This window comes from Anaerolineales bacterium (assembly GCA_019637755.1).
GTDB lineage: Bacteria > Chloroflexota > Anaerolineae > Anaerolineales > UBA11579 > JAMCZK01.
Genome location: JAHBVC010000002.1, coordinates 649,805 through 675,864, shown reverse-complemented (window position 1 = coordinate 675,864; position 26,060 = coordinate 649,805). Strand labels below are relative to the sequence as shown.

31 protein-coding genes, 1 tRNA gene and 1 other annotated feature are annotated in these 26,060 nt (G+C 58.9%); of the genes, 16 read left to right on the top strand and 16 right to left on the bottom strand.

What is annotated here, in order from left to right:
- The first annotated feature begins 32 nt into the window (after nt 1-32).
- The 10 genes from rpmG to KF821_11175 all read left to right on the top strand — a co-directional run bounded on the left by rpmG (nt 33) and on the right by KF821_11175 (nt 6,154).
- Nucleotides 33-200 carry a 50S ribosomal protein L33 gene (rpmG, locus tag KF821_11220; protein MBX3006381.1) on the top strand — a complete coding sequence of 56 codons (168 nt, stop codon included), beginning with the start codon at nt 33-35 and terminating at the stop codon, nt 198-200.
- Between the two features lie 36 nt (nt 201-236).
- Nucleotides 237-309 (top strand) — tRNA-Trp (locus tag KF821_11215).
- 53 nt (nt 310-362) lie between these two features.
- A complete protein-coding gene (gene secE / locus KF821_11210) occupies nt 363-572 on the top strand; it encodes a preprotein translocase subunit SecE (GenBank protein ID MBX3006380.1) in 210 nt (69 codons plus the stop codon).
- 206 nt (nt 573-778) lie between these two features.
- On the top strand, nt 779-1,384 hold the full coding sequence (gene nusG, locus KF821_11205) for a transcription termination/antitermination protein NusG (GenBank protein MBX3006379.1): 606 nt from the start codon (nt 779-781) through the stop codon (nt 1,382-1,384).
- Between the two features lie 89 nt (nt 1,385-1,473).
- Nucleotides 1,474-1,899 (top strand): 50S ribosomal protein L11, encoded by a 426-nt coding sequence (gene rplK / locus KF821_11200; protein ID MBX3006378.1) that lies wholly within the window; start codon nt 1,474-1,476, stop codon nt 1,897-1,899.
- Nucleotides 1,900-2,004: 105 nt separating this feature from the next.
- Nucleotides 2,005-2,730 carry a 50S ribosomal protein L1 gene (gene rplA, locus KF821_11195; GenBank protein MBX3006377.1) on the top strand — a complete coding sequence of 242 codons (726 nt, stop codon included), beginning with the start codon at nt 2,005-2,007 and terminating at the stop codon, nt 2,728-2,730.
- 22 nt (nt 2,731-2,752) lie between these two features.
- Nucleotides 2,753-2,905, top strand: a sequence feature (ribosomal protein L10 leader region).
- Nucleotides 2,906-2,911: 6 nt separating this feature from the next.
- On the top strand, nt 2,912-3,436 hold the full coding sequence (rplJ, locus tag KF821_11190; GenBank protein ID MBX3006376.1) for a 50S ribosomal protein L10: 525 nt from the start codon (nt 2,912-2,914) through the stop codon (nt 3,434-3,436).
- A 37-nt stretch (nt 3,437-3,473) separates the two neighbouring features.
- Nucleotides 3,474-3,854, top strand: a complete 381-nt coding sequence (gene rplL, locus KF821_11185) for a 50S ribosomal protein L7/L12 (GenBank protein MBX3006375.1) — start codon at nt 3,474-3,476, stop codon at nt 3,852-3,854.
- Between the two features lie 149 nt (nt 3,855-4,003).
- Entirely contained in the window at nt 4,004-4,681 is a 678-nt protein-coding gene (locus tag KF821_11180) for a response regulator transcription factor (GenBank protein MBX3006374.1), read from the top strand.
- A complete protein-coding gene (locus KF821_11175; protein ID MBX3006373.1) occupies nt 4,682-6,154 on the top strand; it encodes a HAMP domain-containing protein in 1,473 nt (490 codons plus the stop codon).
- Here the strand turns inward: KF821_11175 and KF821_11170 are convergent.
- Complete coding sequence (locus tag KF821_11170; GenBank protein MBX3006372.1) at nt 6,111-6,659, bottom strand: transglycosylase SLT domain-containing protein; 549 nt, start codon at nt 6,657-6,659, stop codon at nt 6,111-6,113. The genes KF821_11175 and KF821_11170 overlap by 44 nt on opposite strands.
- A gap of 171 nt (nt 6,660-6,830) precedes the next feature.
- A complete protein-coding gene (locus KF821_11165) occupies nt 6,831-7,484 on the bottom strand; it encodes a hypothetical protein (GenBank protein ID MBX3006371.1) in 654 nt (217 codons plus the stop codon).
- Between the two features lie 163 nt (nt 7,485-7,647).
- Between KF821_11165 and KF821_11160 the strand changes: the two genes are divergently transcribed.
- Entirely contained in the window at nt 7,648-8,121 is a 474-nt protein-coding gene (locus KF821_11160) for an NUDIX domain-containing protein (protein ID MBX3006370.1), read from the top strand.
- A gap of 2 nt (nt 8,122-8,123) precedes the next feature.
- On the opposite strand, the gene KF821_11155 is transcribed toward KF821_11160, so the two are convergent.
- On the bottom strand, nt 8,124-9,353 hold the full coding sequence (locus tag KF821_11155) for a hypothetical protein (GenBank protein MBX3006369.1): 1,230 nt from the start codon (nt 9,351-9,353) through the stop codon (nt 8,124-8,126).
- Nucleotides 9,354-9,426: 73 nt separating this feature from the next.
- Between KF821_11155 and KF821_11150 the strand changes: the two genes are divergently transcribed.
- Nucleotides 9,427-10,332 carry a DUF1028 domain-containing protein gene (locus KF821_11150; protein ID MBX3006368.1) on the top strand — a complete coding sequence of 302 codons (906 nt, stop codon included), beginning with the start codon at nt 9,427-9,429 and terminating at the stop codon, nt 10,330-10,332.
- Here KF821_11150 and KF821_11145 read toward each other — a convergent pair.
- From KF821_11145 to KF821_11105, 9 genes are all read right to left on the bottom strand, one after another.
- On the bottom strand, nt 10,329-12,512 hold the full coding sequence (locus KF821_11145; GenBank protein MBX3006367.1) for a cellulose biosynthesis cyclic di-GMP-binding regulatory protein BcsB: 2,184 nt from the start codon (nt 12,510-12,512) through the stop codon (nt 10,329-10,331). The genes KF821_11150 and KF821_11145 overlap by 4 nt on opposite strands.
- Nucleotides 12,509-13,621 (bottom strand): diguanylate cyclase, encoded by a 1,113-nt coding sequence (locus KF821_11140; protein ID MBX3006366.1) that lies wholly within the window; start codon nt 13,619-13,621, stop codon nt 12,509-12,511. Before KF821_11140 ends, KF821_11145 begins: the two co-directional genes overlap by 4 nt.
- Before the next feature lies 1 nt (nt 13,622).
- Nucleotides 13,623-14,771, bottom strand: coding sequence for a hypothetical protein (locus KF821_11135; GenBank protein MBX3006365.1), 1,149 nt, complete (start codon nt 14,769-14,771; stop codon nt 13,623-13,625).
- Nucleotides 14,772-14,874: 103 nt separating this feature from the next.
- The gene (locus tag KF821_11130; protein ID MBX3006364.1) at nt 14,875-15,309 is read right to left on the bottom strand and encodes a hypothetical protein; all 435 of its coding nucleotides are present in this window, start codon (nt 15,307-15,309) and stop codon (nt 14,875-14,877) included.
- A complete protein-coding gene (locus tag KF821_11125; protein ID MBX3006363.1) occupies nt 15,309-15,701 on the bottom strand; it encodes a hypothetical protein in 393 nt (130 codons plus the stop codon). Before KF821_11125 ends, KF821_11130 begins: the two co-directional genes overlap by 1 nt.
- Nucleotides 15,702-16,181: 480 nt before the next feature.
- Nucleotides 16,182-16,916: a hypothetical protein gene (locus KF821_11120; GenBank protein MBX3006362.1), complete on the bottom strand. Its 735-nt coding sequence runs from the start codon at nt 16,914-16,916 to the stop codon at nt 16,182-16,184.
- Nucleotides 16,917-16,926: 10 nt separating this feature from the next.
- Complete coding sequence (locus KF821_11115; GenBank protein MBX3006361.1) at nt 16,927-18,651, bottom strand: ATP-binding protein; 1,725 nt, start codon at nt 18,649-18,651, stop codon at nt 16,927-16,929.
- On the bottom strand, nt 18,648-19,262 hold the full coding sequence (locus KF821_11110; protein MBX3006360.1) for a hypothetical protein: 615 nt from the start codon (nt 19,260-19,262) through the stop codon (nt 18,648-18,650). The genes KF821_11115 and KF821_11110 overlap by 4 nt, the downstream gene beginning before the upstream one ends.
- A complete protein-coding gene (locus KF821_11105; protein MBX3006359.1) occupies nt 19,259-20,443 on the bottom strand; it encodes a DNA double-strand break repair nuclease NurA in 1,185 nt (394 codons plus the stop codon). Before KF821_11105 ends, KF821_11110 begins: the two co-directional genes overlap by 4 nt.
- 151 nt (nt 20,444-20,594) lie before the next feature.
- On the opposite strand from KF821_11105, the gene KF821_11100 reads away from it, so the two are divergent.
- Entirely contained in the window at nt 20,595-21,080 is a 486-nt protein-coding gene (locus tag KF821_11100; protein MBX3006358.1) for a hypothetical protein, read from the top strand.
- Here KF821_11100 and KF821_11095 read toward each other — a convergent pair.
- Genes KF821_11095 through KF821_11080 form a run of 4 tightly spaced genes read right to left on the bottom strand, consistent with a single transcriptional unit; the run spans nt 21,077 to nt 22,663 of the window.
- Nucleotides 21,077-21,484: a VOC family protein gene (locus KF821_11095; GenBank protein MBX3006357.1), complete on the bottom strand. Its 408-nt coding sequence runs from the start codon at nt 21,482-21,484 to the stop codon at nt 21,077-21,079. The two genes, KF821_11100 and KF821_11095, sit on opposite strands and share 4 nt — an antisense overlap.
- A 6-nt stretch (nt 21,485-21,490) precedes the next feature.
- Nucleotides 21,491-21,817 (bottom strand): DUF86 domain-containing protein, encoded by a 327-nt coding sequence (locus KF821_11090; protein ID MBX3006356.1) that lies wholly within the window; start codon nt 21,815-21,817, stop codon nt 21,491-21,493.
- Nucleotides 21,818-21,830: 13 nt separating this feature from the next.
- Complete coding sequence (locus tag KF821_11085; GenBank protein MBX3006355.1) at nt 21,831-22,127, bottom strand: nucleotidyltransferase family protein; 297 nt, start codon at nt 22,125-22,127, stop codon at nt 21,831-21,833.
- A gap of 59 nt (nt 22,128-22,186) precedes the next feature.
- A complete protein-coding gene (locus KF821_11080; GenBank protein ID MBX3006354.1) occupies nt 22,187-22,663 on the bottom strand; it encodes a thioesterase family protein in 477 nt (158 codons plus the stop codon).
- A 128-nt stretch (nt 22,664-22,791) separates the two neighbouring features.
- On the opposite strand from KF821_11080, the gene pdhA reads away from it, so the two are divergent.
- Genes pdhA through KF821_11065 form a run of 3 tightly spaced genes read left to right on the top strand, consistent with a single transcriptional unit; the run spans nt 22,792 to nt 26,018 of the window.
- Nucleotides 22,792-23,763: a pyruvate dehydrogenase (acetyl-transferring) E1 component subunit alpha gene (pdhA, locus tag KF821_11075; GenBank protein MBX3006353.1), complete on the top strand. Its 972-nt coding sequence runs from the start codon at nt 22,792-22,794 to the stop codon at nt 23,761-23,763.
- A 3-nt stretch (nt 23,764-23,766) separates the two neighbouring features.
- Complete coding sequence (locus tag KF821_11070) at nt 23,767-24,738, top strand: alpha-ketoacid dehydrogenase subunit beta (GenBank protein MBX3006352.1); 972 nt, start codon at nt 23,767-23,769, stop codon at nt 24,736-24,738.
- Complete coding sequence (locus KF821_11065; GenBank protein ID MBX3006351.1) at nt 24,738-26,018, top strand: 2-oxo acid dehydrogenase subunit E2; 1,281 nt, start codon at nt 24,738-24,740, stop codon at nt 26,016-26,018. The genes KF821_11070 and KF821_11065 overlap by 1 nt, the downstream gene beginning before the upstream one ends.
- Nucleotides 26,019-26,060 lie beyond the last annotated feature (42 nt).

Below are 26,060 nucleotides of genomic sequence, written 5' to 3'. Positions count from 1 at the left end.
CCACGTCGCAAAGACGGGTTTAGGAGTTTTACATGGCTGGTAAGAAAGGCGTGCGTGTAGTGATCACTCTGGAATGCACTGAGTGCCGTGAGCGCAACTACACCTCTGAGAAGAGCCGCCGTAACGATCAAGCGCGGTTGGAAATGAAGAAATTCTGCCCGCGCTGCAAAGGTCATCGCCTGCACCGCGAAACCAAGTAGTTTTCCAGGTGCGCGCCTATGGCGCGCACCTGGCTTAGGCGAGTAGCTCAATTGGCAGAGCACCGGTCTCCAAAACCGGGGGTTGCGGGTTCGATTCCTGCCTCGCCTGCCTGAATTTATACGCGCGCAAGCCGTAGTGTCGCTTGCATGAAGGAGTGTGGCATGTCAAACCAAACTCAGGTTCGCCAACCAAATGCGATCCAACGGTTCTTTCGTGAAACCATTGTTGAGTTGCGCAAGGTATCCTGGCCCACCCGCCCCGAGGCGCTGGCCCTGACGCGTATTGTGCTGATCGTGATGATCGTCATGGCGATCATCCTCGGCGGTTTGGATACGGTATTTGGGAGCTTCTTCCGCTGGTTGTTGTACTAGGTAAGTAGGGAAGATACGTTATGTCAGACCAATTCGAGCCGGCTGAAGTACCGCAGGCGCCACAGGACGGCGAGCCGCAGCCAGACGACACCGCGCAGGTAACTCCGCCGGTGGCGTCGGAAGAGCCAAGCGTGTCCGCGCAGGAGCCTGAGGCGGCCCCGCTAGAGGCTGCGCCAGTGGCTGAGGAACGGCCGCGCACCCGCCGCATGAGCGATGATTTCTCGCGCGATGGCGGGGATGACGTCCCCGATTTCAGCCAGGTGCCCACGGTGGAGGGCGAACATGCCGATGGCCGTGCCTGGTATGTGGTGCACTGCTACTCTGGTTACGAGAACAAGGTGCGCCATAACCTGGAGCAGCGCATCGAATCGATGGGCATGAAGAACATGATCTTCGATGTTGTTGTGCCTACCGAAGAAGAAATCGAAGTTAAAGAAGGCAAGCGCCGTACTGTGGAGCGCCGCGTCTTCCCGGGCTATATCTTAGTGAACATGGTCCTCTCTGAGGAATCATGGTTTGTTGTACGCAACACCCCTGGTGTCACCAGCTTTGTAGGCCAGGGCAACACCCCGCTGCCGTTGCGCCCTGAGGAAGTCTCTCAGATCGTCAAGCGCATGGAGGCGGAGGCGCCACGCATCAAGGTCACCTTCAAGCAAGGTGAGCGCGTGCGCATTGTGGATGGTCCGTTCAACGATTTCCGGGGCACCGTCTCGGAGATCGATATGGAGCGCGCCAAGGTGCGCGTAATGGTCAACTTCTTTGGGCGTGAAACCCCGGTGGAGTTAGACTTCTTGCAGGTCGAAAAGGCCTAGTGAATTTGTGGGAGAGTGCGGCGCATCGCGCCGCGGGCCACTGCTGTGCATTGGCCACAATGACTCGCTAAGACCACTAAGGAGAAAGAATGGCAAAGAAACTTAAGGCAGTCGTTACTGTTCGTATTGAGGCGGGCAAGGCCAGCCCGGCCCCCCCGATTGGTCCGGCCATGGCTGGCCACGGCATCAACTTGATGGGTTTCTGCAAGGAATACAATGCGCGCACCGCCAACCGCGCGGGGGACATCATTCCGGCAGAAGTTTCCATCTACACGGATGGCTCGTTCACCTTCATCCTCAAGACCCCGCCGGCCTCCACCTTGTTGGCCAAGGCCGCAGGTGCGGCCAAGGGTGCCGGTGAGCCTAACCGTCAGAAGGTGGGCGAGGTGACCCGCGCCCAGGTGCGCGAGATCGCCGAGATCAAGATGCCCGATCTCAACGCCACCACGATCGAAGCTGCGATGAAGCAAATCGAGGGTACTGCCCGCAACATGGGCATCACCGTCGTTGACTAAATTGTGGGAGAGGTGCGCTGCCAAAGGCAGCGCAGGCGAAGTTGCGCTGCCTTTGGCAGCTACCTTCGCCACAAGAAGACCTCGATAAGACCACGAAGGAGAAACATGGCTAAAAAAGGCAAGAAGTACCAAGCAGTAGCGGCCAAGGTGGCCGAAAAGGATTACTCCCCCAACGAGGCGCTCAGCCTCGCCCAGGAGACGGCCTACACCAAGTTTGACCCCACCGTGGAAGTGCACATTCGTCTGAATGTCGATCCGCGCAAGGCGGATGAACAGGTGCGTGATGTGGTGATCCTGCCGCATGGCTTGGGGAAAACCATCCGCGTGCTGGTCTTCGCTCAGGGCGAGGCCGCCAAGGTGGCCCGTGAGGCGGGTGCCGATGCAGTGGCGGATGATGACGAATCGCTGAAGAAGATCGCCAATGGCTGGCTGGATTTCGATGTGGCCCTCTCCATGCAGGAGATGATGGGCAACCTCGGTAAGAGCGGCCTGGCGCGTGTGCTCGGCCCGCGCGGCTTGATGCCCAACCCCAAAGCCGGCACGGTAGTGGCCGCCGCGGAAGATTTGCCGCGTGCCATCCGCGAAGCCAAGGCGGGCCGCGTCGAGTTCCGCGTGGACAGCACCGGGAACCTGCACGTGCCGATTGGCAAGGTGTCCTTCACTGCAGATAAGCTGCAGGAAAACTTCGCCGCTCTGCTGGATGCCGTAGTCAAGGCGCGTCCTTCAGGCGTGAAGGGTGTGTATGTGCGCCGCGTCTCGGTCAATGCCACCATGGGGCCCTCGATCAAGGTGGATACTTACCAGGCGCTCAACCCGGGGGTTGCCGCCTGATCCTGGGCACGTGTAGTACAATCTAGCCGCTTTCGCTCTACCAAAGATAGCAGGCGTTTGCGCAGGAAGCTGCGCAGGCTTAATCCCCTGCCGAGGTAAGGGCTTGATCGTAGTTTTTTTTGACTGCGTAAAGTCTTTGCTTCGTTTTTTGGAGCAAAGACTTTTTGTTTAGGAGGTAAATTTGGCGCTTTCAAAGGAAAAGAAGCAAAGCATCGCTGCGCAGTATGAGCAGTGGCTGGGCGACGCCGAAGCGGTGTTCCTTGCCGAGTATTCTGGCCTGTCCATGCCAGCGTTCGATGAGCTGCGCAAGCGCATCCGCGAAGTTGGCGGCGAATTCCACGTGATCAAAAACACGCTGGGCCGCCGTGCCTTCAAAGCCGCCGGGTACGACGTGCCTGAAGCCGACCTGCTCGGCAGCACGGCCATCGGGCTGGCGTTCTCGGATGCCCCTGGCGTAGCCAAGGCCCTGGCAGACTTTGCCAAAGAGCAAGAAGCCGTAAAGATCAAATCCGGCTTTCTCGGCAAAGACTATCTGAGCAAGCAAGACGTGACCCGCCTGGCCACGCTGCCGGCCCTGCCGGTCGTGCGCAGCCAGTTCCTGGCACTGCTCAATACGCCCGCCACGCAGTTGGTGCGCTTGTTGAATGAACCGGGCCGCCGTGTTGCCCAGGTCATCAAGGCCAATGCTGAAAAAGCAACGGCATAACATCAAACAATCAGAATATCGAAGGAGATATTGAAAAATGGCTGATCTTAGCAAATTGGTAGAAGAGTTGGGTAAGCTGACCGTAGTGGAAGCGGCTGAGTTGGTTTCGAAGTTGGAAGAGGCTTGGGGTGTTTCCGCTGCCGCTCCCGTAGCTGTAGCCGCTGCTCCCGCTGCTGGTGGTGGCGCTGCCGCCGCTGGTGAAGAGAAGACTGAGTTCGATGTGATCGTCAAGGACGCCGGTCCCAAGAAGATCGAGGTCATCAAGGTCATCCGCCAGCTCACCAACATGGGCCTGAAGGAAGCCAAGGACATGGCCGAGGCCGGTAACGCCAAGGTGCTCGAAGCCGCCAGCAAGGAAGCTGCCGCGGACGCCAAGTCCAAGCTGGAAGCCGCTGGCGCGGTTGTCGAGCTGGCCTAAGTTTCTGCACGTGCAAAACAAAACAGCCGCCGGATCTCCGGCGGCTGTTTTTGTTTGCACGTGCCGGCCAGCGGCTTTTAGCTGGCGCTCACCCAGCAGGCGGCAGGCGTGCGCTATGATATAGTCAAAAGTGATCAGGGAGAGCACGTATGGCGGCTCGAATACTCGTAATTGAAGATGATGAAGCCATTTTGGCTTTCCTGCGTCGTGGCCTCGGCTATGAGGGATACGAAGTAGAAACCGCGGAGGACGGCCAAAAGGGCCTGGCCCTGGCCGGCGGCAATCGCCCCGATCTTGTGGTTCTGGATTGGATGCTGCCGGGGATGGACGGCCTCGAGGTGTGCAAGCGTCTGCGCACCATGGGCAAGATCCCCATCTTGATGCTTACTGCCAAAGATTCGGTCAATGATCGTGTGCAAGGCCTGGATGCCGGCGCCGATGATTACATGGTCAAGCCCTTTAACCTGGATGAGTTGCTGGCGCGCATTCGTGCTCTGCTGCGGCGTACCCAGGTGCCCAAGGAAAAATCCTACACGTTTGGTGATCTGACCCTGGATACCGGCACGCGCCGTGCGCAACGCGGCGAGCGCGTGATCGACCTGACCGCCAAAGAATATGAGCTGCTTGAGCTATTTTTGCGCAACCCGCGCCAAGTGCTGACCCGCGAACAGATCTATGACAATGTGTGGGGCTATGATTTTGGTGGCGAGAGCAACATTATTGAAGTGTATGTGCGCTATTTGCGCCAAAAGCTCGAGGTTGGTAAGGAGAGCCGTTTACTGCATACCGTGCGCGGCATGGGGTATGTCTTGCGCGAAGATGAGTAAATGTCGCTGCGTACCCGCCTCACCTTGTATTACACCCTCGTGCTGGCGGCCGTGCTGGTCCTTTTTGGGCTGGCCGTCTATGGCCTCATTTCTGTAGTCCAGCTTCGCCAGGTGGATAGCGCCCTGGAGCGCGCCGCCCGCGATCTTTTGTTTGTCGCCCGGGTGGATGAACAGGGCGACATTATTTTTATCCAACGCGTTTCCTTCGATTCCAGCGTCATCAGCCAGGTGTGGAACACCAGCGGCCAATTGGTCGGCGTCACCCAAACGGTGGACCCGCAAAGCCCGCTGATGCAGCCGCTGGATGCCAGCGCCATGCAGGCTGATGAACGTACTTTCACCAATGTCACCATCAGCAGCATCCCCTACCGCGTGCTTAGCGTGCCGCTGCACTCCAACGGCCAGCGGGTTGGCGTGCTGCAGAGCGGCGCCTCGCTCAGCATCTTTGATGCGCTGCGAGCTGACCTGGTGCGCTATCTGGCGCTGCTCAGCGCTATCGCCATCCTGATCGCCGGCATGCTCGGCCTGGTCACCGGGCGCCGGGCGCTGGCCCCGCTGGCGACGATCACGGACACGGCTTTGCAAATCACGCGGGCCGATGATCTTTCGCGGCGCATTCCACCTCCCTCGGATCCCGAGGACGAGGTGGGGCGGCTGATCACCGCATTCAACGACACCCTGGCGCGCTTGGAGAAGCTTTTCACTACGCAGCGTCGCTTCGTCGCCGATATTGGCCATGAGTTGCGCACACCGCTCACCGTGGTGCGCGGCAATCTGGATCTGATGCGCCGCATTGGCAAGATGGACGAAGAATCGATGCACAGCATCGAGCAAGAGGTGGTGCGCCTTTCGCGCTTGGTGGAAGACCTGCTGGTGTTGGCGCAGGCCGAATCGGGCAAATTGCCTATGGACCGGCGGCGGGTGGAGTTGGATAGCTTGCTGCTCGAAGTCTTCAACCAGGTGCGCGTGCTGGCTGGCGATTCGGTCAAGCTGGAGATTGGCAAAATTGATCAGGTGCTGGTGTGTGGTGATCGCGATCGCCTGCGCCAAGTGGTGCTGAACTTAGTGGCCAACGCCATCAAGTACACCAAGCCAGGTGGCGTGGTGACCGCCAGCCTATCGAAAGATGCACAGGAAGCCAAGCTGGCGGTGCGCGATACCGGGCTGGGCATCCCAGCCGCGGATTTGCCGCATGTGTTTGAGCGCTTCTATCGTGGCGATAAATCGCGCTCGCGGGGCAAAGATGGGGCCGGGTTTGGCCTGGGCCTCTCGATCGCCTATTGGATCGTGCGCAACCATCGCGGTGAGATTGAAGTCAAATCACGCGCCAATCGTGGCAGCACCTTCACTATCCGTTTGCCGCTGGCCGATGAGAACTGCCCGGATACAACCTCTGACCTGCGCTTAGAAACTACCTTCCCCGTGGCGGCTAAGGCAACGCCGCCTGGCGCTCCGCCTGAGCACATAGACTAGCCCCGCCGGCGGCTAACCACTCCTGCAGTACCGCACTCTCACTGCGCCCGGCAACTGCATCGGCGTAGATGTGGCTGCCCCAATACTGGTAGTCACGCGTCTCTTGTGCCCAGGCGCTGCTGGGCCGGCTGGCGCCGTTGATGCCGCCATTGTAGCCGGCCAGCGCCAGGTTGGCGTCCCCATCGAAATGGCTCAATGATTTGCGTAGGTAGGCCAGGCCGCGGCGGGCATTGGTCTCCGGGGCGAAGGCATCCTCGCCGCTGGCAAAATGATAGGGCATCACCTGAAACAAACCTTGGGCGCCGGCGCCGGAAAGGGCGCGCGGGTCACCGCATGATTCGATTTGCATTACAGTCGCCACCAAATTTGGGTCGAGCGTATTCTCGGCCGCCCATGCCAGGATCTGGGGCTCCCAGCGCAAGACCTGCGGGGTGAATACATGTGCCAGCGCGGAGCTTGAAACCGGCACAGCGCTTTGGCTGGCCGGCGGGCGGGTATTTTCCAATGGCCTGCTGAGCAGGCGGGTGATGGGTAAATTCAGCAGCCCCCAAAATAACAACGAACCAAAAATTAGCACGCTTACCGGAGGGAACAGCAAGACCGAGAGGCAGCCACTCGCCTGGCCTGCCTCTCGGTCCTGGTACTGCACGAAAGAACGGTTCTGCGCAGACACAGCCTAGCTTTCGATGTCCTCGTACTGATAGCTGTGCTGCTGTACCGGCTTGGCCTGGCTGTGGCCTACCAACCCGTTGTACATGGCGGGCTGTGCGGCGCGGCTGCCTGCCGGCTGGCTGCGGCGCATGGTCGGCGGCATGCTGCGCTGGCTCTGCGTGAACAACTTGCCGCCCGAGCTGATCAGTGTGCCGATGGTCAGTACGCGGATCAGCCAGACGAATACAGCCACGAAGGCGGGAACCACCGCCAGCAGGGTGCCCATATCCAGCAACCCTTCGCCCAGCGCCGGGCTGTTGACCAGCGCAATGGAGACGCCCCACCAGGTCAGCGTAGCGTTCATCGTGGCGGCCAGCAACCAGGCGGCGAACAGGTACCAGGTGTCAGAGAGCTGCTGGCTACGCAGATCGGTGTGATTGGCAAACATGTGCGCGATGCCTGCGAAATCGATGGCGCAGAAGGCCACCGCCAGGATCGAAGCCCAGGCTACGCCGCCAAAGCGCAGATCGCCCAGCAGGTCGTGCAGGGCAAATTCGGTGGTGCTGAAGTTGAACAGCTCAAAGGCCAGCAACGCCGCAACTACCAGCAGGCCCCACACCAGATTGCGCTGAATAAAACCCGGAACACTGAAATTGCGAAGTAATCCTTTATTGACCATTTCTTGTTCTCCTCTGGCCTTCACGGCCAAACATCTGTTCTAAGATGGCTAGAGTATAGAACAAGAGAGCTAAAAGAGTCAATCGCCGTGTATGGGGGGTGCTTGCAGAGTCGCTCCTCTGTATGGTGAGAATCCAGAGATTCGCCGGCGTATAATCATGCGGATGTCAAAAACCAGCGCAGGAATCTTGATGTATCGTTTGAATGATGGCCGGGCCGAAGTGCTGTTAGTGCACCCGGGCGGCCCATTTTGGAAGAATAAGGATCTGGGCGCCTGGTCGATTCCCAAAGGGGAATATACAGACGAGGAGCCGTTGGCGGCGGCACGGCGTGAATTTTGGGAGGAGACGGGTTTTCAGGTCGAGGGGGACTTCATCCCGCTGCAACCCGTGATCCAACGCAGCGGCAAGCAAGTGAGCGCCTGGGCGGTGCAAGGGGATCTGGATGCGGCTGCCGCGCACAGCATTGAATTTGAGATGGAATGGCCGCCGCGCTCAGGCAAGCGCGCCAGCTTCCCAGAGGTAGAGCAGGCTACCTGGTTCTCTTTGCCTGAAGCCGTGCTGAAGCTAAATATGGCGCAAACCAGCTTTGTGTACCAATTGGCCACACACCTGGGTATCACGCTGGAACAAAGCTAGCTTCAGGCCGGGCTGCGCTCCATGACCTTGGAGACGCTAAAGGCAACGTTGTGGTGAGCGATCAGCTTGCCCTCGCGGTCCATGCGGATCAGATCGGTGCCGCGCGCCATCTTGCCATTCGCCAACGTAGCACTCCACACCACCCGTAAGAACTCGCCATACACTCCCGAATCCACCAGCCGGAAAGTGGCCTTAGGAAACGTGTCTTTGAATAGGTTCACGTACCAGCTATACAGCTCGCGCGATCCCGTGCGCCCTTGGCCGTTGCACGCCAAATGGCCATCTTCTTCGTACAAAAAGACTACCTGATTGGCTTTGCCGGAATTCAGCGCGGCGATCAGGCGCTGGCCAATCGCCAGGGCCTGCTGGGCGCGCGGGTCACGCACGGTGGGCGTAACCGGCTTCACCGGGGCGGGGGCCGGTGCCGGAGGCGTGGGGGCTGGCGGGGCCGGTACCACGGGCGGCGGCACGGGAGCCTGCGGTGTCTCCCAGTTGTATTGGCGCACGGCGTTCCACACATCCGGTTTCAGGTAAGCGGTTTGCCACTCCCAGAAGCTCGCGCCGGCCAAGCCTTGTGAGCGCGCCGCCTGCAAGAATTCCAGGATCTGCTGCCCGGTGGGCGACCAACTGCCTTCCCCATAGGCGGCCCCGGTGGGCACGATCGGGCGGTTGGGTTTGAGCGCCTTATACTCGTTGATCGAACGCTGCAGTTGCTGCGCCGGGTTGCTGGAGCCCACCCAATACACCTGCGGCAGGTTGATATCGCAATACTCCAGGAAGGTAGTGAACGGAAAGGGTGCGTGCAAATTGGGGTAGCGGTAAGTGCTGAGCCCGATGGTGAGCTTGGGTAGGCCGCTGCGCAGCTCTTTCATGTAGGCCTTGGCCACTTTCGCCATGTTGGCCGCCTTGAATTGCTTCTCCGCATTCACCACAAAGCCATCCAAGCCGAGTTGGTTCACCCGGGCAATCGCACGCCGCGCTTCATTGGTGGGGTTTACGCCGTAGATGTACTGCCAGCCCCACGGGGAGATGCCACGCGCTCGCAACGCGGCCACCAGATCGGGAACCATATCGACCCCGTTGGTGATGTTGTAGCCGTAGACGCCATCCGCCACCTTGATCAGCATATGGCGCAAGCCGGCCTGCTGGGCTGCCTCGGCGATTTTGGCCGGGTTGCCCTCGAATGCGCGTTTGACCTGCCAGAGATAGTAGCCTTTTCCTGTGAGCTCCATGCCTTGAAGATTGCAGGTTTTGTGCCAGGTAAGGCAAAAATCTAAACAGGAGTTCGCCACTATACTTACCTATATGACCTACTCCATCGTTGCATATGATCCGAGCACACGCCAATTTGGCGTGGCCGTGCAAACGCACCAGCCCGCTGTGGGCGCCATCGTGCCCTGGGTGCGCGCCGGCGTGGGTGCCGTGGCCACGCAGTCGCTGGTCAACATTTCCTTTGGGCCGCGCGGCTTGGAGCTACTCGGCCAGGGGGTGAGCGCGCAGCAAACTCTGGAGCAATTGATTGCCGCAGACGAAGGCCGCCAGCACCGCCAATTGGCGGTGATCGATCGCGCCGGTAATGCCGCGGCCTATAGTGGCGAAGGCTGCATTCCCTACTTTGGGCATGAAGTCGGCGAGCACTTCAGCGTGCAGGCTAACATGATGGCGCGCCCCACAGTACCGGCGGCGATGGCTGAGGCGTACCGCCGCGCGGGCGGTGACTTGATGCACCGGCTGATGTGCGCGTTGGAGGCAGCCGAAGCACAGGGTGGCGATATTCGTGGCAGCCAATCCGCTGCGATCGTGGTCTACGCCAGTGAGGACAAGCCGCAGTGGGAGAACCGGGTCTGCGATTTGCGTGTGGATGAGCACACCCACCCAGTGGCCGAGCTGCGTCGCTTGGTGAGCTTATGCCAGGCTGAACACATGAGCCAGCGGGTGGAAGCGCAGGCTGAGGCCTTGGCAGCCAACGAAGTGCTGGCGGGCTTCGCCGCGGCGCGCCAGGCCAGCGCGGACGCAAGCGAGATGGCGTTTTGGCAGGCATTATTTTTGGCAGATACCCTGGGCCAGCTAGCCGAGGCGCGCACGCTCTTGCAGCCGCTGTTTGCGGCGGAGCCACAATGGCGCGAGCTTTTGCAGCGCTTGCTGGCGATGGGCACGCCGCCCAACGGCCTGCTGGAGCATCCCGAAACGCTCGCCGCCCTGCTCGCTTAGCCTTGCGGCGGTTTGCCGCGCCGCTGCACCTGCAGCCAATGCGCCAACTGCGTCCATACCAGCAGCCCGAACGCCACGAGCAGCAAGGCCAATAGCGGCCACAACCACAACCCCTGGTTGCTGGCGGCTGCCAACGGAGCCGTGGCCATTTCAGCACTTACCGATGTGGCCGAAGGCACCATTGGGGCCAAGGCGCGGCTATCTTTGATCAGCGTACTGCCTTGCTGCGCTAGTAAAAGTACCCCATTGGTTTGTTCCGAAAAAGCGGGTTGGGTAACCAATCTCACTAAGCTGTTCAGGCTGTCGGGTGCATTGCTGAGCAAGGCCAGTTTGCTGGTGGTCTTGGAATCAGGCAGCCGGCCCAGCGAAGCCGCCGCCAGCGGCACGTTGGCGCTATAGCTCAGGCGATTGCCGTCACTCAGCAGCAGGGTTCCGCGGGTGCCGTCGCGTTCCACCCCGAATACGCTTTGCATTTCCAGGTCAGATAGAAAATCATCAAAGTTTCCCAGCAGGATCACATGGTCATTTTGCAGACTGGCAAAGGCGCTACTGCTGCTGCCGATCTGAACCTGTGCTTGCAACGGCCACACCTGGTATGTAGCGGCTAGCCCGCGCAAGAGCTCTGCGGCGCTGCTCCAGGTTGCGCTGTCCTGCGCAGGCAGCAGCAACGTGGTGGCTTGCATACCATCCTGCAGGAAGGGCAGCGGAAAATCTCCCAGGCTGGCTTCATGCTTGGTGGCCGGCTCTTCTGCATTGGGCAACTGTAGCGCCGAATCTGCGTAGATCGTCAGCCAGTGCTCCCCCTGCTGCGGGTCGGCGCATAGGTCTAGCGGCACCACATCGGCGGAGACCACCAGTTCGTTGACGCCGGGTTTCAATACAGAAGGCGGCAGCAAGGTCACCTCGCTGTGGCGTGCCGCGGTCTGATCTACCAGGCGTGTGGTGCTGAGCAACTGGCCGTTGATCGACAGACTCACACTGGAGCGCAAATAATCCAGCAGTTGGGAGTGGGCAAAGCGTAGATCAATAAACGCGGCATCACTGATCGCCCGATCAGGAGACACGTAAAAAGGCACACGCAACTCTGAGCGGCCAAAGCGGGTGAAGGTGAAATCATTGTGCCCCAGATCCGCCAGCGTGCTGCTTAACCGGTCCGTGCGCGGGGTAGCGGTGAACTGCTCTTCGCCGATGAGCGCCAGCGTGCGCTCGCGATTGAGTACCAGCGGGCCGCCCAGCGCCAAAGCGGCGCGGTTCACCGCCGCGTCGCTGCCGCCACTGACCACCAGCAGGCTGCGTTGCAGATTCCACGGGGAGCGGCTTACCTCGATGAAGCCCAACTCGGTTCGCTGGCTCACTGGCAGGCGCAAATTGGCGTCTTGATTGTGTGGCAGGGTGAGGGTATCCAACTGATTGAAGGCTTCCAACGGGCCAACAAAGATCAGGTGGTGTTCGCTTAACTCAGCTGCGCTCACTTCGCTCTCCTGGCGCAGCGTGATCGCCTGGGCTGGGGCAAAGCGCCCCAGCCCTGCGGCAGCGCGCAGGCCGGCGGCTACCTGCGCTTCGCTTGGATTGCTGGGTATGAGGATCAGCGTTCCGGGCTGCTCCAGCGCATCGGCGCTGAAGTAGGGATAGGGCAGCCGGCCAAGATCGGGCGTTACGGCGGTTTCGCTGTAGCTTAGGTTTAAGCTGGAGCTGGGCTGCAGCAAGGCGGTGCTGGAAAGATTAAGCGCACACGAGGCAGAAGCATCCCAGTAAATGCGCAAGCTATGTTGTGCGCCCTGTGCCAGCCGGCTGGGCTCCAGCGGCAGGCTGAGTTGCTGCTCGCCGTTGGCGCTGAGCACGTTGCGATACAGCACCGTATCATCAAGCAGCACCGAAAGGTGCCCGGCCACCAGGTTTTGCGTTGGCAGCTCCCCCTGGGCAGGAATATAGCTGGAGAAAAAGCTTTGCAGATCCAGGGTCAGGTTGCTGCCCAACTCGGGTTGCCAGTTGGCGGGGGTGGTGAAGTGTAGCGTAACCTCCCCATAGGGCCCTTGCAGGGCGGCGTAGGGCTCCATGCCCAGCGCGGTGAGCGGAATGCTGCGCTGCTGCAAGCCGGTTTGCAAGGCTGGCACAGCCGGCGCCAAAGCCAGCAGGCCTACGGTAGCGCACAGCAGAAAGAACTGGCCTAGCCGCTTCATGGCTTGGGCTCTCCCAGGTTTACCGGGTAGACAAAAATGCGTTCCGGCGCCTGGTTGGCTTTCTCCAGCGCATACTCCGCATTGCTGCATAGCTCGCTGAGCGTCTCCTCATTCTCCCAGGCAGTCAGGCCGATGCTGGGTTTGAGCGAAACCTTGTAGAGGCCGGAATGTTCCTCCATTGGTTGCAATAGCCCCTGGCGGATGCGCAGCAGGGTGCGTGCGGCTGGCTGCGGCGGCGTATCCGGCAGCAGGATGGCAAAAGCCGATTCATTCCAGCGCCCTACGGCATCGTTGCCGCGCAATTGCTTTTTGAGGATCTCTACCGTGTTGGTCAGGAAGTCGGTAAGCACCGCGTTGGGTAGCGAATTGGCAAACGTTTTCAGGCTTTCCAGTTCGATGATTGCCAGCGACAGCGGGGCATCGGGCCGGTCCGCCATGCGCCGCTCGATCAGGTTGCTGAAGTGGGCGCGCTTGTAGGCGCCCGATTCGGGATCGCGATTTAGGCGATCGCGGATCGCTTCCAGCGGGCGGCTGGCCTGATAGATCACGATGACTTGCAGGATGCCCAGCCCCAGCCCGCCGAGGGCGAACAGCAACAGCGAGAGCAGCGGCCGCGGGCGAATAGGGGCTTGGGGGGCGCGGGCCTCGTCCAGAACCGAGATGTCAAAGACCTGATAGATGCCCTTGATCGTGGCAATGCCTTGCGTGCCGACATTGTTAGCCAACGCAGCCGCAAAGGCTGGGCTTGGCCCATCAATGTTCAGGTAGAAGATGTTGGATTCCTGCGGCACCACCACACTGCGTTGGTAGCTGGCAAAATCCTGCCCGGCAGAGGGCATGTTCAGTTGTGTGTTTTGGTAGACGCGCTCGCTGGCTACGATCTCAGAGTAGGTAGTGATCACCGAGCGTTTCTCCAGCGTATCCAGGCTGGAAACCACATCGCGGCTGCTGGTGAGGTTTTCGTTGGGATAGATGACAAAGGACGTAGTGGCGCGATAGATCGGCGTGGCACTGATCGAGATCAGCACGGAGAGAATACAGGCTCCCAGCACATACATGGCGATCCAACGCCAATTGCTTTGCAGCAGATCAAGATAATGACGCACCATCTTACAACTCGGCTCCAATAATGAATGTACGTCCCCAGGTGGACACGTTGTCGCGGTTGATACAGGTTTGGAAAGTGAGCGTCATTTGCCCACCATACATGCGGTAGAACACTTCTGAGGCGCTGATCTTTTCGCCGGTGTCTAAATTCAAGAAATCACTGGTGGCGCTATTGGGGTTGAGCGCTTGAAAGCTGTGGATCTGGTAGATCTCAAATTCCATTACGCTGCCGTCACCCATTACTAGGCGCGCCACATCGCCCGGCGCCAGTGCGAAGAAACTGCCACCCGCCAGGTAGTTGTGCGCCAGCAACCCTTCGTTGCCGGTGTGCTGGCGCACGATGCGGAATTCGGTCACCTCACCAAAATTGCTGCTAACCCAGGCCGGGTCACTGGCGGGCTGCTGCACGATGGGGTATTCGAACTGTCCTTCCACAAATACGCCTACGCGTTGGTTGGCATCACCATTGCTCACGTTCTGCACGAACTGATCAAAGGCAGGCAAATTCAAGGCGGCCGTATCGGCATCCGTCAGCAGGGTCACAGTTACGCCGTCGCCGGTCACCGGCTGCAGCAGCTCGACCGTCGGGCTGGCTGGCAGCTCGGTGGCCACCACGGCCTGCGTAACCGTTGGCGTGTCTGTGCTGGCGGGAGTGGCGCTTGTGTGGGGTGGGCTGGCGGTGGGTGAGGGGGGCGGCTGCGTTGCGGCGGCTTGCGCACGTACCGGCGAGGTGCGCATGGCGAGGGTGAGTGCCAGCGCGGCCACTAGGGTGACGAGCAGCCCGGCAGCAATGGCGCTGCCCCAGATACGCCCCTCGCGCGTGTGCAGCGCGCCGGAGGCGGGCATTTGCTTGCGCAGGCTGGGCTGGGCGGGCATGGCTTGCGGAGCGAGCGCCGCCAAGCGTTCGAGCACTTTGGGGTTGTGTGGGCTGAGCTGCAGCACGCGTTGCAGCGCATAGATCTGCTTGCTGCGCTCCTCAATGGCAAAGCTGAGCAGCCACCAGCCTTCAGTGTAGTGCGGGTCTGCTTTGAGTGCCTGGGAAAGCAGCGCCAACGCCGCGCGGCGGTTGCCCACTTTGAGCAGGGCTTTGACTTGTTGGCTGGTATTCGAATGGTCCATCGCCGCGAAACTTTCAACAATGAAAGCTGACATCCATCTTATGCCATCCTGGCAACTATGCGCTTATCAGAAATGCAAGGAGAGCAAGGCTGGCCTTGCTCTCCTTGCGAAGTTGCAGAGATGCTGTTTTGAGGGACTAGTAGATAAAGGGTAACAAACGCTTGGTGCGCTGCATATAGGCGGGGTACTCAGCGAACTTGTTGCATAGCAGCCCCTCTTCATACTGCAGTTTGAGCACCAAATCTACCAGCAAGGCCAGCCAGAAGAAGATGCGTAGCGGGCTGGGCGCACTCAGCACCAGCGGCAGCGTAAACAGCAGCAGGCTGGTGTACATGGGATGGCGGATGATGGCGTAGGGCCCGTGTTGCACCATGCGCCCCCGCGCCAACGGCAGTGGCGAGGCGCCGAAGTTGCCGATGCCCATGCTAAAGATCGCCCAGGCGGCCAGCGCCAGGCCGGCGAGCTGCAGGGCGAGCAGAGCCCAAGGCTGCGCCAGCCATGGCCCGCTGAGCAGGATGGCGCCAATTGCGACGAACTGGACGAGGACGAAGACAAGAGAAGAGTTGACCATTATCGACCTATCTCTAGGGTATTGAGGAGAGCGGCAGAAGCTTTGTAGGGATCGTCTCCTTGCCACTCACTTATCCTAAATAGCTCTACTTTAGTACGATCAGAATTCTTGTAAAAGACACTATCAGCTTTTATGTGTACACGTCCTCCCGCTGGCCTTCGCCCCTGTTGCCGGAAAGCCATTTTGATCATTTCTGTTAACTCGCAAGGCTCAAGAGATACACGTTCTTTCCGGTTGTACCCTCTAGTAAAACCAATGTAGGGTTTCCAGGCTTTGTCGAAGGAGAAAAGGACCGTCTTGTTCTTGAGGTCAATCAGACACACTTTCCCAAGTTTCTCTGAATCCAGTTTGGATAATGATACTTCTTGTGTATAAAGGAACTCTTCTGCCATTTCCTTAGTTACTATGCATGAACCCGCCATTTTGTGACCTCCGCATGAATCAGAACTTTGCACATCCTAACCCTTGTGGGAATGGCTGGTTACTTTTTGAATCCGCTACTTTACTTGTAAAATACAGAACTATCCTGCAAAAGTCAGCCTCTAATAGTTAGGGAGAAGGAGGCAGCTCCTCTAATTCTTTAAGGCACGCGCGTCTCTCATCCAGCTTTAATCATAAATCGAGTGAATAGCCTGGCTTCTTTGCCATCCTATAGACCTCCTTGGTTTGGGGACGGCTATTAAAAGCCCAGTTCTTTCTTGAGCTGCTTCTCGCTCTTGCCGCCAGCGGCCTTGCGCCTAGCAGCTCTTGCCAGAGGGTGCCATCGTAGCGACGGCTTTGGATTGTTGGAAGCATCGGGATACCTAGCCCATCAGCTCACCGTCCAACCCCCACTGAGAGCGGCAAACTGGAAGAGCAGAAGTTGGCCCTGCTCACTTTGCCTTCTTCAGCAGCGTCCAGCCGCTGCCGGCGGCCAAGGCGGCCGCCAGCACCCAGGCGCTGTTAGCCACCAGCGCACTATCCGCCTGCTTGAGGGCGATGCCTACAAAGGCCCACACCAGAACCAACATAAAAGCCGCATCACGCTCGCGTAGCAGCATCGCCGCGCCCAAGCCGCTGGCAACCACCAGCATCACGACCGCCCACAGCTCGGCGCTAATGCCCCAGCCACCCCAGCCCACAAAAGTTAGCACCTGCGACGCATTGGCAATGGTGGCCACGGACACCCAGCCAAGGTAGACGCTAAATGGAATCTGCACGCACCAACGAAACAGGCGGTCCCCCTTGGTTGCTGCCACTTTGCGATAGATAAAAATCAGGCAGGCGAGCAGCACCACCATCACCAGGATGGTGAGCACAAACTGTTCGTAATGCCACAGCAAGATCCATGTGGCATTCGCAAGGCTAGCCAGCCAATAGGCGGGCGCAATCTCGTCAAGCACTTGCTTGCCGCGCTGGGAAGGGCCAATTTGGTACAGCGCAAATACAACCAGCCCAAGATAGATCAACCCCCAAATTGAAAATACATAGCCGTCCGGCACAAAGCGAATTGGAAAACGGTCAGAGATCTCCCCAGTGGTCTGTCCGTTGATGGGCAGGATGTTGGCCAAGGCGTTGACAGTAATGGTCAACAGGGTGAGTACTACTGTGATCGTTCTGCGCAACATAATGCCTCCCTTAGAAACCTAATTCATCTCTGAGCTTCTTTTCATTCTTGCTGCTCGCCTTGTTGCCTAGCTCCTCTTGCCAGAAATCATTGTTGAAGCGCCGGCTGCGTACCGGCAGCGGCATGGGCACGCCCCACGGCCCCAGCAGCAGCACATCCTCGCCAGATTGCAGGCGTGACAGCATACCCTTCAGCGTTTCACGCCCGGCCAGGCCAGAAAGTACGGCGCGGATGTCATCATCATCGCCTAGCCAGCCCGAAATGCGCGTGCCCAACTGCGACATGACTTCATCATAGATTTGGCTGGGACGCTGGTCAATCACCAGCAGCGTGACGTTGTACTTGCGCAACTCGCGTGCAATCGTTGAGAAGGTAGTCTGCGAAGCCAACTCCTTGTTGAGTAACTTATGTGCCTCTTCCACCACAATCACCAGGGGGCGCGGTTCCGGCGTTTTCTCGTTGTAACTCTTGGTCATCATGGCTTCCCACTGGGCGCGAATTTTGCGGGTGAGCAAATTGCTGACCAATAGATAATCCAAATCTCGGTCGTGCTTGCCAAAAGAGAGGATGACATGCTTGCCGTTTTTGAGCACGTCCACGATCTGGTCTATAGCCTTGTTTGAGCTACCCTCGGTCACATACTTCAGGTCGTTGATCTTGTTCTTGAGGCGTGAGTGCAGTGCGCTCACCGCTTTAGGGTGGATGTTGTGCCGCTCAGCCCAGCCTTCAATGCTGTCTTCCGGGTAGTCGCCATCCTCCAGTCCTTCTTCCTTCTTGCCCGGCCCCAGCGCCATAAAGCGTGAGAACCATTTTTCACCAAAGCTGGTTGCTAGCGCGTTCAGCGTGTTGGGTGCAGTGTCGCGCAGGTTAAGCTCGCTCCATAGCAACTCAATATCCTCAATTTGGATGTCGTCTTTGGCAATCTCCAAATTGATGTCGGGCGCATTGCCACGATAGATTGCATTGCTGCCTGAGCCCAGGCCCACAATCTGCACTTTGGATTTGCCAAACTTTTGCTGCAAACCCGCTACGCTGGTGCCCTTGTTCTTGTCGTGCACGTCATAGGCGTACTCGTTGTGCATGTCAAAGATGAGCAGGGATACCTGGTCATGCTTGATGAGCCCCGCCAGCACCACGAGGGTCAGGAACGATTTGCCCGTTCCCGTGGCGCCAAAAATGCCCGAGGAGCGTTGCACCAGCTTGCGCAGATCAATGCGCACCGGGTGGCCCTGCTCGCGGGTCGTGCCAATCACGAAGCCATCTTTGCTGCCGGCTTTGCCAAAGATTTCGGCGATATCGCCCTGGCTGGCCAGCATGGCGGAGGCATGGTGCGCCGGGACTGTCTTAACCGGTTCCACTGAGGAATCTTCGGCCAGTCCATCCTCTACAGCTTTCTGATGCTTGATATATTCAGGGGTGCCAGGCTCCGGGCCGCGTTGCATCATCAGGGCGGGTAGCACCTGCAAATTTGTGTAGAGCGTTTGGCCGTGCAATAGGCTCGCTAATTCCTGCGGGAGTCGCCCCCCGCCGGGCTCATCTGCAAAGCGCGGGTCAGTAGCGCCAAGCTGTAGGTCAGTTACAAGCCCGTGAAACAGCCAATCGCCGCTTTCAATGACTACGAACGCGCCCTCGCGCACTTCGTGGGCGGGCACTTGCAGGCGTACCTGCAAATTGTCCTTCAGGCTGCCGCCGACCACAAAGCCAACACGCTTGCGTCCCTGTGTATCTTCACTCATTTCGCTATCTCCATGCCGCTGTCAGCCAAGGCCGACATTACTTGCATCAGGGTTTGGTAATCGTCACGCAGCAAGGTAATGATTTCCTGCGTAGCACGCGTGCGCCACTGGGTATCGTTGTGTGCGGCAGCCGCCTGCGCTAGGTGCGCCGCCAGCAATTCAGCCGCGGGCGATTCCGGGTTAGCCCCGTTGCGCAACACATGCCGAAAGTAGCCCAGGCGCTCGGTAAATTGCGCCACCTCGGCTGGTTCGCACTGCCAGACGATATCGAGGCTCAGCGGGGCGCGTGGCGGCAACAGGTGCGAAATCACCCCGTCCCGGCTGTGCCCGATGGTGAGCACACTAATTTCCAGCGGCACAGTGCGGTTCCTGCGGTTGTCAGCGATGATGGCGTCATCCACTTGGTCGGTGGTGGCAATCTGGCGCACCATACCGTCGTCATCAATGTGCATGGCATAGATAAGGCCATAAATCCACATGGATTGGCCCAATGGCGCTCTAACCAGCGCACCGAAGTGCGGGGCATCTTCCTCGGTCACTTTCGTGCCGGCTACAAAGCCAGTGATGGCTGAACGCAACAGGTAGCCCACCTTGTAGGCTTGGGTCGTCATAGCGTAAACCTCCTGCGGCCGGGTAAGTTCTTAGCCGCTTGTTTTTGTGAAAGCTCGCCCGGTTCAACCCCCATGGCGCGCAGCTCATTGATCAGCAGTTGGGCCACTTGCTCGTGCTCTTCAAATTTCACCAATGCAATTTCGTGGGCGCGGTGCAGCACATAAGGATAGGTATAGTCACCCAGAACGCTGTTTTGCTTTACCAATACGGCGTGTAATGCATTCAGCAGTACTTTATCGTATGCCACCCAGCCAGGCACTTCTACGCGCGCCAGCCACGGCGCGCCGGGCTTGCCAACATTAAGGTAGAAGAAGTGCAGCGCCAAATGGCCGAAGTAGCGTTTGGCCGATTGGCTCTGGATGGCAAACAAAGCAGAACGCTCGCCCGGCTGCAGGATATCGCGCAGCAACAGTGCGTCGGTCACACCGCGCAACTGGCGTTCGCGCAGCTCCACCGTACCCGCGCCTGAGGGAAGCTGCATCACTTCCAACATACGCACCAGCAGGTCGGCACGCGGTTTGTCCACATAGCCGGCAGTCGCCGCGCCGCGCTGGTGTAACTGCTCTAGCGCGGCCAGGTACTCGGTTAGGTGCTCTTCAAACGCGCGGTTGTCTGCAGTGTCGATGACTTTGGCGCCCCATAATTCCAGCGGGCCATCTGTGAGCGTGATGATGGGCGTAGCGCTATCTGTGCGGGCCAGCTCAGCCAGCAACTTGCGCTCGCCCTTGTCGCGCTCCAGGCTTACCTGCTCCTCAGAGTAGCTGCCGCTGCGCGTGTACTCCGCCACGTGCAACTCGCTGCGCGTATACACCTCGGGCGCGTCGCTGCTGCCACCGTGCAGCCGAATGGCTCCGAGGTTCACCAAAAAATAGTGCACTGGTGCGTGGGCGTTGGGGTTAATTTGCGAGCCATCGGCAGCAATCAGGGTGTAGTTGGTTGGCAATGCAGGTAGCGCGGCGGCATGGGTCAGCGCCTCATCTACGGGTATTGCACAACGCAGGCGCGAGTCTGCCTGGGCTGCCGCTTCCACTTGCTGGCGGATGGTTTGCAGATCCTCTGCACGCCCGTGCAGCAACGCGCTGGCACTCGCGCGGCGATCTTCCACTTGGCGCAGGCCATCTTTAGCCTTCAGCGCTTCGGCTCGGGCTTGTTGGCGAAGGTCGAGATAGTTAACTGGCATGGTCAGGGCCTTGACAGACTGCTGGCGTACGTGGCATAGTAAGCGTAGAACACTTGTTCATTTTAGCATAACCACCTTGGCGTACCTGCAGGATTTTAATCGCAATACGTCATAGGAAATCTACCCTGCGAACAAGTGAAACGGAGCAAGGATGCATGAAGCACGTGGTTCTTACAACGGTTACTTTCGCAGCCCCAACGGAAGCAAAGATCAATTCACCCTGCGCCAGGCAGATGAACAATCTGACAAAGAGTTCATCCTGCGCGTAGCCAACTTCATCAAGTTGCTCGCCGAACAAGGTTGGACAGCGTGGGAAGCGGCCACGAGTATTGACTCAGCAGTCGTTGCCGAAGGCGCTGAGCGCGTTGCCAGCGATGCCCCCAAAGCCTTCGAGCTCGAGAGTATCCAGTTGGCTGCCGGCGGCGAGCACCCGCGCTGGGTGGTGCGCGGCGGCAACTTCAAGAAATTTGGCGTCACCTGCTGGCCCGAAGTGCTCGAGGCGGCTGGCATCGCCGAGAAGCTTGACCCCATGAAGGAAAACAAGCCCAAAGGGCGTTGGATGGCGCGCTACATCGAGCGCCAAAATGACGAAGGCCGCCTGGTGCCAGACAAAGTTGTGGAGTTGGTGAAGGGCTAGCCTTTTTGATCAGCCTGTAATGGTTGAAACAAAGTAACTTGCAGCCCATCAGGTGAACGTAGGCGAGCGTTCAAGTCATTCCAGGGCGTCAGCATTGGTTCGTGCTCCAGCACCGCGCCATACTTCACGGCGCGGGCCACGGCGGTGTGAATATCGCTTACTTCAAAGCAGAAACGGATCTGCCCGCTGACCCGGCGGCCAACTTCGATGTCGTCCACGCTAGCGGCATAACTGGGGTCAAACACCTCCAGCGCGGCGCGCCCGGCGTGGAACATCAGACCGCGTCCGCCTTCGTCATTGGTCCACAGCGCCGCCGGGTCTAGCCCCAAGCCATCACGGTAGAAGGCCACGACGCGCTCGTAGTCCTCGGTGGTTAGCGCAACACGCAATTCGGTAACTGGCATGGGGCTCTATCCAGTGAACTTTGAACGAATTTGTTTTACTTGGCCATAGAAGATCGGCAGCTCTTCCTGGAGGGTGTGCCAGATAATGTCTAAATCGACCCCAAAATACTGATGCACTACTTTGTTGCGTGTGCCAATGATTTGTGACCAGGGTACTTCTGGATGGTGCTCCTTAATTTCTTCAGGCAGATTCTTGGCAGCCTCACCAATAACTTCAATGTTGCGAATGACTGCGTCAATAACTAGGCTGCTTGCACTGAAGGATTGCATATTCATTCCTTCGGTATAACCTTGAATCTTGGTGATGGCTTCTAGAATATCGTCTAGATACACCTGCGCGCTTCGCCTAGACATATACGGCGTCTTGAAGGATCTCAGGTTTTAACGCTGGTTTCAGAGCCTTCTCAGTCACCAAATCCACGCGGCGATTAAGTAAATCAGCTAGCTGAGCCTCCAGTTGGACAAAACGGAACAAGCCGATGGGGCGCTCAAACTCAACAAGGATGTCGATATCGCTGGTGGGGGTCTCTTCCCCGCGGGCAAAGGATCCAAACACAGCCAGTCTGGATACCCCATATGCCTGGTTAAGCATTTGGTGCTCTTTGGAGAGAATGCCCTTCAGTAGTTCGAACTCTCGACTCATGCTAAAGCTATTCTACAATTCCCGGCTTGCAATTTCAACCGCGTGAAATTTTGTTCTATCTACCCGATCTTGATCGCGCCGCTCACCGGTGCATCCCAGCCGGCTTTGTTGCCGATGGCGATCTGCGCATCCCACAGCGCGGCGATCTCCTTCGGCAGCGGCGAGCTGCGCCGGGTGGCCATATTGATGTGGATGCCCAGCAATTCAGTGATGGCCGCCAGTTGCCCGTCACGGTCGCGCACCATGAAGTGCATCATCAAGAATAGCTTGGGGTTGCGTTGTAAAGCCCGCGAGTACACCTTGAAGCCCTCGCCCGCCCGCAGCTCGGCCAAATAGCGCGTATGTGACTCCAGCGCAAAGCTGCCGTTGCCGCTCTGCGTGTGGTACTCGTGCCCAAAGCCAAAGCTGTTGTACCAATTCCAGGTGGCCCGGTCAAAAAAGTGCGTGTACCACATCACGTTCATGTGGCCCAAAAAATCCAAGTGTTCTTGCTGCACCGTGCCTTCAAACATGAGGGGGAGTTTGCTAAAGTCCATAGGCTGATTATAAGGAGATTTGGCCACAGCGAAGAGGGGCGGGATGGCTTAGGTATAATCATTCCACGTGATCGATCATCACAACGCCTGTCCGCGGCAGGGGTTGTTAGTGTTCAGGAGCACCCTAGATGGCATTAAAAAAGAAGGACCACCTGGAGTTGTATCACCAGATGGTACTCATCCGCCGAGTCGAAGAGCGTTCGGCGGAGTTGTACCAGGCTGGCAAGATCGGCGGCTTTTTGCACCTGTATATCGGGCAAGAAGCGGTGAGCACCGGCATTGTCTCGGTGCGCCAGCCGCAAGACCGTATCATCACGGCTTATCGTGACCATGGCTTGGCGCTGAATGTTGGCATCCCGGCCAAGGCCGTGATCGCCGAGCTGCTGGGCAAGGAGACCGGCGTGTCCAAAGGCCGCGGCGGCTCGATGCACATGGCCGATGTGGAGAAAAATTACTGGGGCGGGCACGCCATCGTCGGCGCCCACCTGCCCATCGCCGCCGGTATGGCCCTCGGGGATCAATACGAGGGCAACGACGGCGTCACCATCTGCATGTTCGGCGACGGGGCTACCAACATCGGCTTCTTCCACGAAGGTGTCAACCTCTCCAAGGTGTGGAACCTGCCGGTGCTCTGGCTGTGCGAGAACAACCAGTACGGCATGGGCACCGCGGTAGACCGCGCCTCGGCGGTGGAGCAGATCCACATGAAGGCCGAAGGCTACGGCATCCCGCACTCTCGCCTGGAAGACGGCATGGACATCATGAAAGTGCGTGAAGCGGTGGGCGCCGCGCTCGATCACATCCGCAGCGGCAAAGGCCCGTATTTCCTCGAGATCATGACCTATCGCTTCGAAGGCCACTCGATGGGTGACCCGCAGCGCTACCGTGAAAAAGACGAAGTCACCAAATGGGAAGAATCAGATCCCATTGGCATCTATAACCGCTATCTGGTGAAAGAAAAGATCGCCACTCAGGCCGATCTGGACAAGATCGATCAGGCGGTCGAAACCGAAGTGACCGAAGCGGTCGAATTCGCAGAGGCCAGCCCAGACCCGGGCTTCGACACCCTCTTCGATTACATGTACGCGAGTAAGGAGTAGAGCATGGCAATCATCACTATGCGCCAGGCCATCTCCGATGCCCTATGGGAAGAGATGGAGCGTGACCCCAAGGTATTTATCCTGGGTGAAGAAGTGGGTGTGTGGGGCGGCACCTATGCCGTCACGAAAGGGTTCCTCGATCACTTTGGCGAGAAGCGCGTGCGCGATACCCCTATCGCCGAATCCGCCATCGTTGGCGCCGGCATTGGTGCTGCGATGGTGGGCCTGCGCCCCGTCTCCGAGATCATGACGATCAACTTCGCCTTCGTGGCGATGGATTACATTGTCAACGAGGCACCCAAGATGCACACCATGTTTGGTGGGCAGATGAAGGTGCCCCTGGTGATCCGCACCGCGGGTGGCGGTGGCCGCCAACTTGGCGCCACGCACTCACAAACGCCCGATGCGATCTTTGCTCACTTCCCCGGCCTCAAGGTCGTCTCGCCCGGCACGCCGGAAGACGCCAAGGGCCTGCTCAAAGCCGCCATCCGCGATGATGACCCGGTGCTGTTCATCGAGCACGCCGCCATGTACCAGGTGCGCGGCGAAGTGCCCGAAGGTGATTACACCACGCCCATCGGCGTCTCCAAAGTGCAACGCGAAGGTGACGCCGTCACCATCGTGACCTACTGCAAGGGTTTGCAGCTTTCGATGGCCGCCGCCGACCAACTCTCGCAAGAAGGCATTGAAGTTGAGATTGTGGATCTGCGCTCCTTGCGTCCCTTGGACATGGGGCCGGCGTTGGCTTCATTCAAAAAGACCAACCGTGCCGTCATTGTGGAAGAAGGCTGGCCCAGCTACGGTGTAGGCGCTGAAGTAGCCACCCGCCTGTACGAGGCCGCTTTCGATTACGCTGATGCACCCGTCAAGCGTGTAGCACAGAAGGAAGTGCCGCTGCCGTATAACGCCGCTCTGGAGCAGTTTGCGCTGCCGCAAGTGGCGGATGTGGTGGCTGCGGTGAAAGAGGTGCTGTAATGGCAGACATCGTAACCATGCCCAAGCTCGGCTTTGATATGGCCGAGGGCACTCTGCTGCGCTGGGTCAAGAAAGAAGGCGACAAAGTAGAAAAGGGTGAGCTGCTGGCCGAAATCGAGACCGATAAGGCCACAGTAGAAGTCGAATCCCAATACAGCGGTGTGGTGCTCAAGCACCTGGTGACCGAGGGCACCCCTGTGCCCGTAAGCAACCCCATCGCCGCCATTGGCGCGGAGGGTGAGAAGTATGAGGGGGCAGCAGCACAAGCAGTCGCGCCTAAAACCGAAGAGAAATCTGTTAATCAAGAGCCATCAGTTAATCAAAAGCAAGCGATTATTGGATTAAACGATAAACAGATTAAGACGGACGACAAGCCAATCCCAGGTGCTGACGCTGATGGCCGCTTACCCGACGGCGTCCGCGCCTCGCCCCTGGCGCGCAAGATCGCTCAGGAGCGCGGCGTCAACCTCAAGTCCGTGCGCGGCTCCGGCCCACTCGGCCGCATCACCAAGCGTGATGTTGAAGGCGCCAAAGCCGGCGGCAGCGGTTTGTCGCTGCCTGGCCTGCAGCTGGCTGACCTCGGCCCGGCGCCAGCCGACAAGCGCGTGCCGCTCACGCGTCTGCGCTCGGCCATCGGCCGCCGCATGGTGCAATCTCGCCAGGAGATCCCACACTTCTACGTCACGCATGAATACGATGTAGACCGCCTGCTGGAAGCGCGCGCCCAGGCCAATGCCGCCCTCGAAGGCAGCGGTGAGAAGCTCAGCGTGAATGACTTCATCATCAAGGCCGCCGCGCTGACCCTGCGCCAATACCCCAACCTCAACGCCAAATTGGATGGCGACGCCATCGTGCAGCTCGGCCAGGTCAATATCGGCGTAGCCGTAGCGGTGGAAGGCGGCCTGCTGGTGGTGGTGTGCCGCGATGCAGACCGCAAGCCGCTGCGCCAAATCTCGCAGGAAGTGCGTGAGATGGCCGGCCGCGTGCGCGGAGGCAAAGTCAGCACGGAGGATATCGAAGGCTCCACCTTCTCCATCAGCAACCTGGGCATGTACGATGTGCACAGCTTCACTGCCATCGTCAACCCGCCTGAGGCCGCCATTCTGGCCGTGGGTGCTGCTCAGGAAGTGCCGGTGGTCAAGAACGGCCAGATCGCCGTGGGCAATCGCATGCGCATCACCATCTCGATCGACCATCGCATCAGTGATGGTGCCGAGGGTGCGCAGTATCTGCAGGCCCTGGCTGCCTACATCGAGAACCCCATCGCGCTGCTCATGTAGCGCGGGGATATACAGACAATCAAAACGGCGGGCCATTGGCCC

Bases quoted from the DNA above. Each gene is read 5' to 3' on its own strand.
- nusG (MBX3006379.1), top strand. From the start codon at position 779: ATGAGCGATGATTTCTCGCGCGATGGCGGGGATGACGTCCCCGATTTC.
- KF821_11115 (MBX3006361.1), bottom strand. From the start codon at position 18,651: ATGAGTGAAGATACACAGGGACGCAAGCGTGTTGGCTTTGTGGTCGGC.
- KF821_11105 (MBX3006359.1), bottom strand. From the start codon at position 20,443: ATGCCAGTTAACTATCTCGACCTTCGCCAACAAGCCCGAGCCGAAGCG.
- KF821_11165 (MBX3006371.1), bottom strand. From the start codon at position 7,484: ATGGTCAATAAAGGATTACTTCGCAATTTCAGTGTTCCGGGTTTTATT.
- KF821_11100 (MBX3006358.1), top strand. From the start codon at position 20,595: ATGCATGAAGCACGTGGTTCTTACAACGGTTACTTTCGCAGCCCCAAC.
- KF821_11160 (MBX3006370.1), top strand. From the start codon at position 7,648: ATGTCAAAAACCAGCGCAGGAATCTTGATGTATCGTTTGAATGATGGC.
- KF821_11120 (MBX3006362.1), bottom strand. From the start codon at position 16,916: ATGTTGCGCAGAACGATCACAGTAGTACTCACCCTGTTGACCATTACT.
- rplL (MBX3006375.1), top strand. From the start codon at position 3,474: ATGGCTGATCTTAGCAAATTGGTAGAAGAGTTGGGTAAGCTGACCGTA.
- KF821_11150 (MBX3006368.1), top strand. From the start codon at position 9,427: ATGACCTACTCCATCGTTGCATATGATCCGAGCACACGCCAATTTGGC.
- KF821_11155 (MBX3006369.1), bottom strand. From the start codon at position 9,353: ATGGAGCTCACAGGAAAAGGCTACTATCTCTGGCAGGTCAAACGCGCA.
- rpmG (MBX3006381.1), top strand. From the start codon at position 33: ATGGCTGGTAAGAAAGGCGTGCGTGTAGTGATCACTCTGGAATGCACT.
- KF821_11070 (MBX3006352.1), top strand. From the start codon at position 23,767: ATGGCAATCATCACTATGCGCCAGGCCATCTCCGATGCCCTATGGGAA.
- KF821_11140 (MBX3006366.1), bottom strand. From the start codon at position 13,621: ATGGTGCGTCATTATCTTGATCTGCTGCAAAGCAATTGGCGTTGGATC.
- KF821_11095 (MBX3006357.1), bottom strand. From the start codon at position 21,484: ATGCCAGTTACCGAATTGCGTGTTGCGCTAACCACCGAGGACTACGAG.
- KF821_11130 (MBX3006364.1), bottom strand. From the start codon at position 15,309: ATGGTCAACTCTTCTCTTGTCTTCGTCCTCGTCCAGTTCGTCGCAATT.
- rplA (MBX3006377.1), top strand. From the start codon at position 2,005: ATGGCTAAAAAAGGCAAGAAGTACCAAGCAGTAGCGGCCAAGGTGGCC.
- pdhA (MBX3006353.1), top strand. From the start codon at position 22,792: ATGGCATTAAAAAAGAAGGACCACCTGGAGTTGTATCACCAGATGGTA.
- KF821_11125 (MBX3006363.1), bottom strand. From the start codon at position 15,701: ATGGCAGAAGAGTTCCTTTATACACAAGAAGTATCATTATCCAAACTG.
- KF821_11080 (MBX3006354.1), bottom strand. From the start codon at position 22,663: ATGGACTTTAGCAAACTCCCCCTCATGTTTGAAGGCACGGTGCAGCAA.
- KF821_11135 (MBX3006365.1), bottom strand. From the start codon at position 14,771: ATGTCAGCTTTCATTGTTGAAAGTTTCGCGGCGATGGACCATTCGAAT.
- KF821_11180 (MBX3006374.1), top strand. From the start codon at position 4,004: ATGGCGGCTCGAATACTCGTAATTGAAGATGATGAAGCCATTTTGGCT.
- KF821_11110 (MBX3006360.1), bottom strand. From the start codon at position 19,262: ATGACGACCCAAGCCTACAAGGTGGGCTACCTGTTGCGTTCAGCCATC.
- KF821_11085 (MBX3006355.1), bottom strand. From the start codon at position 22,127: ATGAGTCGAGAGTTCGAACTACTGAAGGGCATTCTCTCCAAAGAGCAC.
- secE (MBX3006380.1), top strand. From the start codon at position 363: ATGTCAAACCAAACTCAGGTTCGCCAACCAAATGCGATCCAACGGTTC.
- KF821_11175 (MBX3006373.1), top strand. From the start codon at position 4,682: ATGTCGCTGCGTACCCGCCTCACCTTGTATTACACCCTCGTGCTGGCG.
- KF821_11065 (MBX3006351.1), top strand. From the start codon at position 24,738: ATGGCAGACATCGTAACCATGCCCAAGCTCGGCTTTGATATGGCCGAG.
- KF821_11145 (MBX3006367.1), bottom strand. From the start codon at position 12,512: ATGAAGCGGCTAGGCCAGTTCTTTCTGCTGTGCGCTACCGTAGGCCTG.
- rplK (MBX3006378.1), top strand. From the start codon at position 1,474: ATGGCAAAGAAACTTAAGGCAGTCGTTACTGTTCGTATTGAGGCGGGC.